This window comes from Sphingomonas sp. UYEF23, assembly GCF_040546165.1.
Taxonomy (GTDB): Bacteria; Pseudomonadota; Alphaproteobacteria; order Sphingomonadales; family Sphingomonadaceae; genus Sphingomonas; species Sphingomonas glacialis.
This window is the reverse complement of sequence record NZ_JBEPNG010000009.1, coordinates 1-11,430: the sequence shown is the minus strand read 5'-3', so window position 1 is coordinate 11,430 and position 11,430 is coordinate 1. Positions and strand designations below refer to the sequence as shown.

Below are 11,430 nucleotides of genomic sequence, written 5' to 3'. Positions count from 1 at the left end.
TTGCCGTTCACTAAATCGACGGACCTCTGGATCGCCCAAACGACCAGCTGACGCCGTCGCCGCGCACGACGCCCGAAAGCTCCTTGCCAACATGCCGCTCCAGCACGGGGCGCCACGGCACCAAGGTGAATTCCTTTGCCTTTTGCACGACCGCGAAGCGCCCGCTCGCGAGGTCGACGTGCCGCACCAAGGTACCCGCCACCCGCTGCCCCTCCCCGGTCTCCACGAAGCGAAGGCCAAGCTCCTCGGACATCTGCGCACCGACCCGTAGGAGTTCGCGCCGCTGCAGGATCGCGAGCAGATTGGCGCGGTACGTGATCCGCCCGTCCTCGGCGTCGGCCAGTTCGTTGTCGATCAGCCATTGCCGTCGCGCCAATTGCGCGGCGCGCACCGTCTGCCCGAACCCCGCGTCCCTCACCGGCTCCGCCTCCGTTGCAACCATGTCGCGATCGAGCCAGGTCGCGCCCGCGATATCGACCTGCTTCTCGACCGGGATCGCGGAAAGGATCTCGACCGTTACCGGCTTCCTGGCGGCTACGCGCTCGGCATATAGCGCCGCGCGGGCAAGATGATCCGGTTCGATCTGCCAACGCCCGTCGGGCAGCCGCTCGACCGCCCCGGTCTCGCGCCGCATCGCCTCCAGGCGACGGACATGGGTTTCGGCAAAGGCTTGGGTCGCGTTCGGATCATGCCGAAGGTGCGCGTCGACATCGTAGACGCCGCCATTCGCGGCGGCGACCGCCGCGATCGTCCGATCGGCGGCACGAACGCTGGCGTCGACGGGGCTTAGCCGCACGATCGCGCCGTCGGGGATCGGTTCCAGATCGTGACCCGCACCGATGTCGACATAGTGGGATCGACCGTCCAGCGCATCGACGATCAGATAGTGACGGTCGGCGAGCTCGTCGGACAGGCCTTGTCCGATCAATCGTCCGGTCAATGGTCGGGCATCAGCACTGCCGGGTTCGAAGACGCCCCAGTCGGCCGGCGCGCGCTCGATCCGTTTCGCGGCGATCTCGCGCTGCATCGTCTTGAGGATATCGCCGCGCTCGCCCATTCGGCGGAGTGTGTCCTCCAATCCCTCTTCGAGCCCCCAGCGGCCACCCCCGAGCGACTGCGCAAGCCCGAGACGTTCGAGCTTGGCCAGCCGACCCGTTCGCAGGGTGTGCCGGAACGGCTCGGGCGCTGCGGCGACCACCGTCCGATCCGGGCCGCACTCGCGCAGCAACTGCCGATCGATCGACGTCAGGCGTTCCTGCTCGACCTCGGCGCTCAGCGCGCGCTCGATTTCGCGATGGCTCCGCGGCCCAAGATCGAGCCCGACGAGTTCGGCGGCGCGCTCACGAATGCCGTGCGTGAGATAGTCGGGCGCGATGACCAGATCGCGACCGCGGTCATCCTTTCCCCGGACGATGATGTGGGTGTGCGGATGGCCGGTGTTGAAATGGTCGACCGCAACCCAGTCTAGCCGCGTGCCGAGATCGGCTTCCATGCGCGCCATCAGCCGCCGGGTGAGCGGTTGCAGGTCGTCATATTCAGCGCCGTCCTCGGCCGAGACGATGAAGCGGAATTGGTGCCGATCGCCGTCGGCGCGTCCGTGGAACGCCTTGGCGTCGGTCGCCTCCTCGGCTGGCCCGTAGATCCGGCCGGGTTCGCCTTCCCGAGTAACGCCATCGCGCTGAATATAGCGCAGGTGCGCGCGTGCCGCCGCATACCCCTTGCCGCCGAGCTTGACGATCCGGGTCTTGACCACGACGCGGCGCGCACGAACCGCCGCTTGGACATCACGCCGGGCGAGCACAGCCCCATACCCCGCGCCGCGACCAATCCGTGCACTACCGCTGGCCGAGCCTGTGCGTCTTCCGCCAAGCGGGCCGCCGCGTGCCAGCGTCGCGGCGGCGAGCACCTGATGGAGATAGCGGCGCCCCCCCTTCCCGCCGCCTGCCCGCATGCGACCCAGATGTGGTACGAAGTCGTCGTCGTCGGCCACCTAACCTACTCCGTCCGGGTGATCTTTCGAGATGGTGCCGCAGTTCGGACCCCGATGAAATTGGCGCCACCGAAACCCGCGGAAATCCGCCGTTTCCGAGGCAGATGGCGCCATGTCTCGCAACATGGCGCCATGCGCCCGCTCAAAAAACGATGTGCAGACAATAGTTTATGGCGAAGATCCGGAGGATGGCGCCATGCTTTATCTTGCCTTACGCGCCCTCCCCTACCTTCCCGCTCACCGCTCGATCACCTCTGACAACTGTTTCGCTCTTTGCCTCAGAACGGGGGATCAAGAGCACGACGCAAGCGGGAACGAAGCCTGACCGACCCCGCTCCCGCTCGCACTTTGTCATCGCGCCGCGATATAGGCTTCCTGCGCATCCCGCACGCTCTCGAACCGCCGCAATCCACTAATCCGATCGACTTCGCCCTCGCCATCCACGATCGCTACCGCTACGAACCAATGCGCGTCCAGACAGCCGATAATCGCCACCCGATCGCGCTCCTCGCCCTCGTCATCCAGGCCCTCAAACCGGCCCAACCACCGCTCTCCACTGCGCGCTTCCCAGTGAAAATCGGCGCTTTCCGCCTCGATGAAATGCCGCGCCAGTGTCTCCACGCCGCCGCTTCCGAACTCGATTTCCAGCCCCGACATCAGCGCTGGGAAGATGTCGTTCGAGCCTGCGATCACGCTGTCCATGGTCATCAGAACCTCCGCTTGCTGTGTGCCTTCTTGAGTGAAGGACAGCCCTCCGACGGCGGGTGCCGGCGCGTCTGTCAGGGCCACCGGAGCGCAAGCGGAGGTGCCGCGCAGCGGCGGCGGAGGAACCGATTTTGTTGCGCTGCTACACACAGACTCGGCTGCGCAGCAGCCACCATTTCGCAGCAAAATTGGAGGGGCCGCCGGCCTTGAGAGACGTGCCGGCGCCCGCCATACTCGCTCGATCCGAGACGAGCCCTCCACAGATGTTGCGACGGGTAGCCGTGCCGCGTGTGCCCCGAGGCGTGCCGGCGCCGCCGCCTTCCAAAGCGGAAGACCGGCCATCGATACTGCGCAAAAAGGCCCCCGCGCCGATGCGACGCGGGGGCAATGCGGTTCAGTCGGCCGGGTTCCAGATGATGGCGTAGGTGTCGTCATCGTCCTGGCCGGCGGCGCGCCCGAGATTGGCGTAGAGGCGGCGCGGACCGAATTCCGGAGCGGCGAGGCTGAGCGACACATAGTCGTTGCCCGAACTCTCGCTGCGACGGATCCAGCCGGCCCCGACCTCGGCGCCGCCCGCCATCACGCGGTAGTCGGGCTGGACGTCGTTGGCCTTGCGGCCGTTGGGCAGGATCTCGACGTCGGTGCGGATCGAGAGGGTGCGGAGCTGGCCTTTGAAGCCGTTTCCGTCGCGGGTGACATAACCGATTGCGGGCATTTCAAGTCTCCTTCGAGTGTCGCCCCGAACCGTTTCCGGGCGATGGGCGGACCTGAGGGCCGGACCAGGCGGCCCGTGCGCACCGGCACGGCCGCAGCGGAGCGGAGGACCGGAGCCGAAGGCGTATTTGAGAGCGCAAGCGGGCGCGAGGAGCCCGTGGCACACGGGCGGGGAAATACGCCGGAGGCGATGGTTTCGCAGGGGGCGCGGCCGGCCCAGGTCATGCGCCCGAGGAGCCGGAACGGGGCGCGCGCACGCCGCAGGAGAGCGTCGACCGCACGATCGGCTATGCCCCGATCCGCAAGACAAGGACGCTCTGCCCGCCTGATCACCGCGCCGCCAGCGATCGCAATGGGTGGAAGGACGCGGCAGACCGTAGCGCGGATGGGGCCGGTACGCGGCGGCCCGGCGATCCTTTGTCGCGGTGTCCGGCTGCCGCGTGACCGCGCAAACGCACCCAAATCCGCGGACCGCGCCGCCGTATCCATCCTGTGCAGCCTGCCGTTTCATCCTGCGAACCAGCGTAATTCGGGCTCACCGGGAGCGCGTCGCCAGCAGCCCCTGCACCGACCACCGCGAAAACCGCATTGAAATATGTTCTTCTTTCGTTCTACGTTACCCGCATGTCGAGACTCGCCACCCAGCCCGCTGCAACTGACCTCCGTTCGGCGATTCTCTCGGCGCCCGGTTGGGCCAGAGTGGGGATCACGATGCCCGACGCGCGGATGCGCGAGCGCGCGGCGGACGCGCTGGCGCAGTCGATCCTCGAACAGCTGTTCGAGCAGGACCGCACCGCCCATGCCGACCAGTTCAACCTGCCGCTTTAACGGATGTATTCGATCGGTGGGCCGCGACGAAACGCACAGTCAACCGCTTGATGCTGCATGGTCGGCGCAACGCAATTCGCGCACCACGTACTCGAACAGGTCAAAGAAGCGGCGTTCCAGTTCGCCCTCGGACATCGCGAAGGCGTCGCGCGCGCGCGCAAGATCGAGGGCTCGCGCGGCCGAAAGCCCGTCTTCGCGAAAGCGCGGGGCGAGGTCATGGGCGATCGCGAGATCGCCAGCGTTGCGCATGGCATAGTCGACCACCCAGAAGCGATGGATCAGCCGTTCGCGCGGGCTTAGCGCGTCATCGCCCTGTGCGCAGCGCTTTTCGATCACCGCATGCGCCGTGTCGATCAGCCAGGTTTCGTGGTCGCGGTGATCGATCTCTTTCCCCATGCGGCCATCCTTAAGCCCGCTGGGCGGAACTGATCCAGTGATTCGCGGGCGCACCATGCACTAGAAAAATCCCCGCGCCGAGCGCCGGAGGCGCGAGGCGCGGGGCGAATTTCGACCCTCTGTGGAAAAGCGGGACGGCGGCACCGCCGCCGTCCCAACAGATCACGCGGCGACCGCCTGCGCACCGCTATCGGTGTCGGGGTCCGGCCCTGCGGACGCGCCGTCCGGTTCGGCAGGCAGGTCTGCGGGGCGCGCCGCTTCGACCAAAGCATGCGCCCTGACCGTGCCGACGCCGCCACGCGCGGTGTAGGCGGAGGGCGGGAAGGTCATCCAGCGTGGCACCCAATGCTCGCGCCGGGTACGGCCCCCCGCCCCTGCCAGATGGTCGACGACGATCTGGCGCAGCGTCTTGGCCTTCTCGCCCGCATTGGCGTCGGCGACCCTCGGCCCGGCCACCTCGGCGACGAGCGACAGCAGCACGTCGCGGTCGCGGATCAGGTCGAGCAAGGCCGGATCGGCCTGCCAACAGCGCTCCATCCGCACGCCCAGATGCAGCCCGACCGCCTCGACTGCGGCACTGCCTGCCGCCAGACTTTCGCCCATCACGACCGCGATCACGTCGAACACGGCGGCGTCGGGCAGCTCGAGCAAGCGTAAGAAGACAGCAGAGAGCCGATCTCCCGCGGCATCGTAAGGATAGGGACTGCCACCAATCACGGTCGGGTCATCGGGTGAAAAACCGAGCAGATCGAGCACGGCCCGGCGGCGTGCGTCGAACGCGGCCTCGCTCGTGCTGTTCTCGACGCTTTCGGCAATGGCGTCGTTGCGCGCCGATTGGGGTTCGGCACGGACGCTCCACAAATGCGATCCGCGAATGGCGTGCGCCACCATCAAGCGCAACGCGACATGGGGCGCGCCGGTCAGCGCGGCGCGAACGGCGGCGTGGCGATGCAGGTCGATATAGGTCTGCATCGAGGCCGTGAGTTCGGGGCGCGGCGGCGTCTTGGACTGGCTGATGCTTTCGCCCCGTGCGATCCGCGCGGCCTCCTTGCGGCTGATATAGCCTTCGTGGAACACCACTTCGCCGCTGGCGCGGACATCGACATAGATACGCCCGCCCTTGCGCTTGGGGGCCTTGTCATACTCCCACGACGCGAATTGCTCGGTCGCGGGCACGATCACGACATCGTCCCAGCCCGCTTCCAGATACGCCACGCGCCGCGCCGCGATTTCGGCAGTCTGCGCGGCCCAGAAAGCGTCATTATCCGCGAAATAGCGGTCTTCGCCGAACAGGTCGGCGACGACCCCGCCCGCATAGCTTTCGACATCGAACAGCGCGCGAGAGACCGCGATCGACTGCCCGCCGAACAGCCACGCCTTCAATTGATGGCCAGCAGGGGCGCGCTGCTCGGGATCATCAACGAACGCCAGCCACGCCTTTTGCTGGCTCTTGCTGGCGAGCGTGAGGTGGCGGACGGTGGTACGGTCGATCTCGCCGCGCGCGAAGAGCGCGCGGATCCGTGGCAGCAGATTGCCGAGCGCAAGCGTGCGGCGCACCGCCAGATCGGGCAAGCCAAAGGTCGTGGCGATATCTTCGATGCTGCGCCCTTCGCGCACCAGCCGCGTGAAGGTCGCCCATTGGGTGACCTCGTCGGGATCGAGCCGCGCGAGATTTTCGATCAGCGAAGCCTCGATCGCGGCGGCGTCATCGCCGTCCTCAAGGATCGCGCACGGCACCGGTTCGGCGGTGCCGGTTTCCTCCGCGACGGCGCGCGCGGCATGGTACCGCCGCAGGCCGGCGACGACGCCGTGTGCGTCGCTGTCGCCTTCGGGGCGGACCAGCACGCTTTGCAGGATGCCGTATTTGCGCACCGAGGGTAGCAGGTCCGACACGTCGGGGGCCTTTTTGCCATAGCGCATATTGGTCTTGCTCGGGCTGAGTTTGTCGAGCGCAAGCATTGCGAGTTTCATCGGTCTTCTCCTCTTACCACGCCGGTTCTCCGAGCAGGGCGGGACCGGCCGAGAAGCGGCGGGAACGCGCCGCGCGTCTGCCGCCCGGTCAGCGATCGGGCGGAAGGGCTTCAGAATCTTGGGGTGCGATCCGCGCGGATTGGATGCGGCGCAGGATGGTTTCGGTGATCGGGATCGAGCCAGTCGCGCGCGCGGCGGCGGCCCATTTCGACAGCGGCAGGCGACTGGCAAAGCTCAGGTCGCGCTCGATGCCGAGCCCGAACGGCAGCGTGATCCGCGCCAGTTCGGACAGGCTGAACCAGCCAAGTTCGGGACAGCCGAAGCCGAGATCGGCAAGGCCGAACAGCGCGTCGCCGTCCTCGGCCAGCTCGGTCGCGAGCCATGTTGCCGGGCCTGCCGGATTGAACAGTTTGACGAGCGGCGCGGGGTCGTGGCCGGGCCCGTCGGCGCGGGCATGATTGGCGCGGAGCGCCAGGCGCAGATCGGGGGTGAGCAAGTCCATCGCGGGTTCTCCTCGGGTTCGGGCGTGATCAGGCGGCGTCGACCAGATCGGGGATGAGCGGCAGCGCGTCGCTGTGCGCCACGCGGTGGCGAGCGAGCAGCCAGTCGGCGGCCTTGCTGGCGGCGCTGGCGGCGCGGAAGATCGCGCGCGCATCACCGCGCAGCACGTCGAGCCAGCTGGCGAGATAGTCGGCGTGGCGAACGGTCGGCACGATCCCCAAGGCGGCGCACAAGAAGGCCGAACCAAGTTCGGCGACGAGTTCCTCGCGGGCATAGCCCTCGGAACCGAACGCGTTTTTGAGGTCGCGCGCGAGCCGGGTCTGATGGCCGGTCGCGTGGGTCAGTTCGTGCAGGGCGGTGCGATAGAAATTGATCGAATCGAAGAAGGCCGATTGCGGCGGCACCACGACGAGGTCGGGACCCGGCGCGTAGAACGCACAGGTGCCGCCGATCCGGAAGGCGATACGGCTGGCGGCGATGACCTCTTCGGCAAGCGGCACGGCGCATGCGTCGGGCAAGGGCGCGGGATCGGCGGCAAGCCCGTCGCGGAGTCCCTCGCACTGTGCGACGTTGAAGACGGTAAAGCGCTTGAGAAAGGCAACCTGCCGGGCATCTTCCCCGCGCTCGACCGCTCGCACTTTCTCCACTTCGGGCGTGAAGCGGTCGGCATAGACGACTGTGGTGCCGCGTTCGCCCTTGCGGACGCAACCGCCCGCACCCTGCGCCTGTTTGAAGGTCAGCCAGCTTTGCGAGGGGTACCCGCGCTCGATAACGCATCCCCACAGGATCAGAACGTTGATCCCCGAATAGGGCCGCGCGGTCACCGCGTTGCGCGGCATGCCGGGCGCGGTCGCACCGTCTGATTTCCACGGCTGAACCCATGGAAAGCGCCCGGCTTCCAGCTCGGCGACGATCCGATTGGTCACTTCGCTGTAGAGATCGGCACGCGGATGGACGGGCGCGGGCGCGACCTCGGCCGCGCGGTCTTTGCCCTCTCCACGTGCGCGACGCGGGTTGCTTGCAGACATGGCTCACCTCCAGCGCCACCCAAAACCCATGTGACCGCCCCGATGGCGGGGGGTGGGCGGCGAGAGCGACTGGAGAGGGCCGTCTCGAGCGGCGGCGGCACCTGCCAAGGCCGCAATGCAATGGAGGAGCCGGGCGGAGCCCGGCTTGCCGCCGGCGCGGGCGGCCCTAGCAGGGAGCGCCGACCACGTCCCGCCGAGGACGCGGTCACACCCGACGCCACCGCGCGCCAGCGCGGCGACCGCGTTCGCCCCAGCGATCGTCACCGCCAGGCCGAGACCCGTCAGGGGCTCGGGGGCGAAGCGCAGCGCAGCGCTAGAGCGCGATCGCGCATCCGCGCGAGGGGCACATTCGATTGGGTAATATGGGGACGCTGCCGTCGTGTGGCCGACCCCGATCGGGTCAGCGCGGGCCCGCGATGATCACGGCGACGGCGCTGGACGCGTCCGGCGGCGCTTTGTCCCAATCCCGCGCGAGCGGCCAGAGCAGCCACGCCGCCCGCATCGTCGGTCGCTTCGCGGCTAGATGCGTTTCACGAAGAGGGCGTGCGCCGCACCGCGAGCGCATCTTCGATCAGACGCATGAGATCGGACAGACGCGCGCGCTCGTCGCGGCTGGCTCCCTGGCGGATCGCCACGATGGACAAATCCACGACGTGCTGCGGCGCGCGGTGGGCGTGCGCGGCGACCAGCGCGTTCGCGATCGATTCGGTGGAAGCCAGCTGTGTCATGGGCAGCAAGACGCGTCTGCGTCCGATTAGGATCCCGGCACCGCCGCGTCGCTCGCGGCATGGTGCAAATATCCCACATAGCTTGATTGCGTGGCATCGCCCGGATCCTTCGACGGCGGGGGGACGTTGATCGAGCTTAACTATTGGTCCCGCATCATCTGTCACGTTCTGATCATTGAAGACGAACCCTTCTTCGCACTCGACCTTCAGGGAGTGCTCGAAGCCCAAGGCGCGACGTCGTTCGATTGTGTCGACACCCATGTCGATGCGGTCGCAGCAGCGGTCGCACGGCGACCGGCCGTTATCACCTCGGATGTCCATCTCTATGACGGGAAAGGCCCGGACGCCGTGGCCGAGATCCGTCGGTTGATCGGCCCGATCCCGGTGATCTTCATCACCGCCACGCCGCAGGACTGTCTCGAGATCGTGGCTGGCGATGCGGTAATGAACAAGCCGATCGACCGGGATGCGTTGCGCGCCGAGTTCGATCGGGTGCGGCGCTAGAGGGGACACAAGCTCAAAAAAACGCGGGACTGTCGCGGTGCCCCATTAGCGTCCAGGGACGGGCACATCGCGAACGACTGAGCGATTTGCACCATCATGGCCGAACAAGCCGCGAACGCGCGCTCCTCTCGCGGCAGCGCGGCCGGTTCACCTAATCAGGGTCGAACCGTCGCTTCCGCCGATCCGCCAAGCATACCCAAGGTCGTAGCGACTTTTGGTGCGCGCGTCATTCATCCTGCCAGTCGCATATCGCTCGGCGGCAAGCGCGCCGGCTTCGGGCCCGCACCGATGATCGCGATAGCGTGTCGCGGCATAGCCCTCGGGTGCACCGACAGGCGACGTCGGTGGATCGCACAGCCGCGATCATCGGCCGGGTTTCATATCGCTGCCGCGCCATGACGTCGCGGAAAACCCGTTCGAAAGCGCTGCCGCTCCACTACGTTGCCGCGGTTCACCGGCAAGGGGTGTCGCATCACGGCCGGGCTGGCGCGCGTTACCTCGACCGCGCGCGAGCACTTACGCGGCCCCGCCCTAGCCGTGGAGCGCAACGAAGAGCGTCGGGCGCGGCAGCGACCGGTCCGGGGCGGTGGTGCCGCCAATCGCGAAAAGCGAGTTGATTTTTGGGCGAACCGGAAGCGCGCGCGCGCCATCGCCGCGGTCGGAACCGACGGAGCGGTTGCGCGGCGGCGACACGACCGCGCCCGCAACTTTGGCGACGTAACCGCGCGTCTCGGCCGGAAGCGGTGTGCCAGAGGCGAGATAGGCAGCGTAGCGCGCAGGGCCAGCATTGTACGCGGCGAACAGGCCGGGATAGCCGAACCGGTCGTACATCAAACGCAAGTACGCGGCACCGGCGAGAATGTTGTCGCGCGGATCGTCGGGGTCCGGCCCCAGCCGCAACGAGCCGCGCAGCGCGATCCAGGTGCGCGGCATGATCTGCATCAGCCCGATCGCCCCGGCCCGCGATCGAATCGGCGCGCCGCCGAGCGTCGTTCTTCCGCCACTCTCAGCGCGGAGTACGCGGGCAATCCAGGTCTCGGGAACGTCGAAGCGTTGCGACGCCTCCGTGATGAAAGGGAGCCACGGATCGATCGGATCGGCCCACACGGGCGTGGCCGCACACAGCACAGCGAGCGTAGCCAGAGCCTTCAACGCGGCCACAGCAGCAGCGCGCGCCCAATGACCTCGGAGGGTTCGGTGATCCCGAAATAGCGGCCATCGAAGGCGTTCGGATTGTCCTCGATCAGCAGGAACAGCTCGCCTTCCCCGAGCACGCGGCACCCCGACCATCCCGGCATTGCCCTGCCCTTGCCGTCGGTCGCCAAACGTGCGGCGACCCAGCGTCCGTTGATCGAAATGTCCGGACCTTCGGCGCAGACGATATCGTGCTCGAGTGCGGCAACGCGTTTCACCAGCGGCACATTGAGCGGGATATAGTGACGCGTCGCGGCAAGGCGGCGCATCGCAAGCGGCGTCCAGGCAACGACCATGTCATCGACGTCGAGATCTCGCCCCGGGGTAACGCGATAGAGGCCGAGCGGCGCGCTGGCCGACGCGTTCCACACCAGACGCGGCAATGGCGCGGCGGGGATCGTCGCGAGCAATGCGAGCGTGATCATGCCGACCGCTGCCCAGCCGGCGCGCGGTGCGATGCGACCCCGGCGCTTACGCATTGGCCTCGCCCAGCGACCAGCGATCGAGATCATCGATATGGTAGCGATAGGTCACACCGTGGCGCCGGGCACGCGGGCCCTTGCCGCGGATGCGCATGTCAGCGAGCGTGCGGTGCGACAGCCCCAGGTGGAAGGCGGCCTGTTTGGTGTTGAGATAGGGGCAGGCCGCGCGGGCGCGCGCCGCACGCGCGCCTGCATCGTCATCCCTGTCGCGGCCGGACTCGTCCATCCTCGCTCTCCGATTGGTCGCGGCACAGCGACTCGCGATCGACCAGGATGTGCGCCTCTGCGGCGATCTTGGGGGGATACGATTTTCGGGGCCCCGGGCGGGGGGGGGGGGGGGGGGCCCCCCCCCCCCCCCCGGGGCGGCGGGCGGCGGGCCCCGCGGCGGC

General features: G+C 67.8%; 13 protein-coding genes. 2 read left to right on the top strand and 11 right to left on the bottom strand.

The window, feature by feature from the left end; genetic code table 11:
* Positions 1-10: 10 nt before the first annotated feature.
* The 3 genes from rlxS to ABIB28_RS15235 form a co-directional block, all read right to left on the bottom strand.
* Complete coding sequence (gene rlxS / locus ABIB28_RS15245) at positions 11-1,990, bottom strand: relaxase/mobilization nuclease RlxS (protein ID WP_354288940.1); 1,980 nt, start codon at positions 1,988-1,990, stop codon at positions 11-13.
* A gap of 351 nt (positions 1,991-2,341) precedes the next feature.
* Positions 2,342-2,698 carry a hypothetical protein gene (locus tag ABIB28_RS15240; protein WP_354288939.1) on the bottom strand — a complete coding sequence of 119 codons (357 nt, stop codon included), beginning with the start codon at positions 2,696-2,698 and terminating at the stop codon, positions 2,342-2,344.
* 391 nt (positions 2,699-3,089) lie between these two features.
* Positions 3,090-3,410, bottom strand: coding sequence for a DUF736 domain-containing protein (locus tag ABIB28_RS15235; RefSeq protein ID WP_133189212.1), 321 nt, complete (start codon positions 3,408-3,410; stop codon positions 3,090-3,092).
* 623 nt (positions 3,411-4,033) lie between these two features.
* Between ABIB28_RS15235 and ABIB28_RS15230 the strand changes: the two genes are divergently transcribed.
* The gene (locus tag ABIB28_RS15230; RefSeq protein ID WP_354288938.1) at positions 4,034-4,237 is read left to right on the top strand and encodes a DUF6771 family protein; all 204 of its coding nucleotides are present in this window, start codon (positions 4,034-4,036) and stop codon (positions 4,235-4,237) included.
* Between the two features lie 39 nt (positions 4,238-4,276).
* On the opposite strand, the gene ABIB28_RS15225 is transcribed toward ABIB28_RS15230, so the two are convergent.
* The 5 genes from ABIB28_RS15225 to ABIB28_RS15205 all read right to left on the bottom strand — a co-directional run bounded on the left by ABIB28_RS15225 (position 4,277) and on the right by ABIB28_RS15205 (position 8,861).
* A complete protein-coding gene (locus ABIB28_RS15225) occupies positions 4,277-4,687 on the bottom strand; it encodes a hypothetical protein (protein ID WP_354288936.1) in 411 nt (136 codons plus the stop codon).
* A 108-nt stretch (positions 4,688-4,795) separates the two neighbouring features.
* Positions 4,796-6,604, bottom strand: a complete 1,809-nt coding sequence (locus ABIB28_RS15220; protein WP_354288935.1) for a ParB/RepB/Spo0J family partition protein — start codon at positions 6,602-6,604, stop codon at positions 4,796-4,798.
* An 88-nt stretch (positions 6,605-6,692) separates the two neighbouring features.
* The gene (locus ABIB28_RS15215; protein WP_354288934.1) at positions 6,693-7,106 is read right to left on the bottom strand and encodes a DUF2958 domain-containing protein; all 414 of its coding nucleotides are present in this window, start codon (positions 7,104-7,106) and stop codon (positions 6,693-6,695) included.
* 28 nt (positions 7,107-7,134) lie between these two features.
* Positions 7,135-8,133 carry an ArdC family protein gene (locus ABIB28_RS15210; RefSeq protein ID WP_354288933.1) on the bottom strand — a complete coding sequence of 333 codons (999 nt, stop codon included), beginning with the start codon at positions 8,131-8,133 and terminating at the stop codon, positions 7,135-7,137.
* A 530-nt stretch (positions 8,134-8,663) separates the two neighbouring features.
* A complete protein-coding gene (locus ABIB28_RS15205; protein WP_354288932.1) occupies positions 8,664-8,861 on the bottom strand; it encodes a hypothetical protein in 198 nt (65 codons plus the stop codon).
* A 90-nt stretch (positions 8,862-8,951) separates the two neighbouring features.
* Between ABIB28_RS15205 and ABIB28_RS15200 the strand changes: the two genes are divergently transcribed.
* Entirely contained in the window at positions 8,952-9,365 is a 414-nt protein-coding gene (locus tag ABIB28_RS15200) for a response regulator (protein WP_354288931.1), read from the top strand.
* 531 nt (positions 9,366-9,896) lie between these two features.
* On the opposite strand, the gene ABIB28_RS15195 is transcribed toward ABIB28_RS15200, so the two are convergent.
* From ABIB28_RS15195 to ABIB28_RS15185, 3 genes are read right to left on the bottom strand one after another with little or no spacing between them, the layout of a single operon-like run.
* Positions 9,897-10,526 carry a lytic transglycosylase domain-containing protein gene (locus ABIB28_RS15195; protein WP_502958251.1) on the bottom strand — a complete coding sequence of 210 codons (630 nt, stop codon included), beginning with the start codon at positions 10,524-10,526 and terminating at the stop codon, positions 9,897-9,899.
* The gene (locus tag ABIB28_RS15190) at positions 10,514-11,038 is read right to left on the bottom strand and encodes a S26 family signal peptidase (RefSeq protein ID WP_354288930.1); all 525 of its coding nucleotides are present in this window, start codon (positions 11,036-11,038) and stop codon (positions 10,514-10,516) included. The genes ABIB28_RS15195 and ABIB28_RS15190 overlap by 13 nt, the downstream gene beginning before the upstream one ends.
* Positions 11,031-11,267, bottom strand: coding sequence for a helix-turn-helix domain-containing protein (locus ABIB28_RS15185; RefSeq protein ID WP_354288929.1), 237 nt, complete (start codon positions 11,265-11,267; stop codon positions 11,031-11,033). Before ABIB28_RS15185 ends, ABIB28_RS15190 begins: the two co-directional genes overlap by 8 nt.
* Between the last annotated feature and the right edge of the window lie 163 nt (positions 11,268-11,430).

Bases quoted from the DNA above. Each gene is read 5' to 3' on its own strand.
- ABIB28_RS15240 (WP_354288939.1), bottom strand. From the start codon at position 2,698: ATGACCATGGACAGCGTGATCGCAGGCTCGAACGACATCTTCCCAGCG.
- ABIB28_RS15235 (WP_133189212.1), bottom strand. From the start codon at position 3,410: ATGCCCGCAATCGGTTATGTCACCCGCGACGGAAACGGCTTCAAAGGC.
- ABIB28_RS15230 (WP_354288938.1), top strand. From the start codon at position 4,034: ATGTCGAGACTCGCCACCCAGCCCGCTGCAACTGACCTCCGTTCGGCG.
- ABIB28_RS15220 (WP_354288935.1), bottom strand. From the start codon at position 6,604: ATGAAACTCGCAATGCTTGCGCTCGACAAACTCAGCCCGAGCAAGACC.
- ABIB28_RS15215 (WP_354288934.1), bottom strand. From the start codon at position 7,106: ATGGACTTGCTCACCCCCGATCTGCGCCTGGCGCTCCGCGCCAATCAT.
- ABIB28_RS15210 (WP_354288933.1), bottom strand. From the start codon at position 8,133: ATGTCTGCAAGCAACCCGCGTCGCGCACGTGGAGAGGGCAAAGACCGC.
- ABIB28_RS15205 (WP_354288932.1), bottom strand. From the start codon at position 8,861: ATGACACAGCTGGCTTCCACCGAATCGATCGCGAACGCGCTGGTCGCC.
- ABIB28_RS15190 (WP_354288930.1), bottom strand. From the start codon at position 11,038: ATGCGTAAGCGCCGGGGTCGCATCGCACCGCGCGCCGGCTGGGCAGCG.
- ABIB28_RS15185 (WP_354288929.1), bottom strand. From the start codon at position 11,267: ATGGACGAGTCCGGCCGCGACAGGGATGACGATGCAGGCGCGCGTGCG.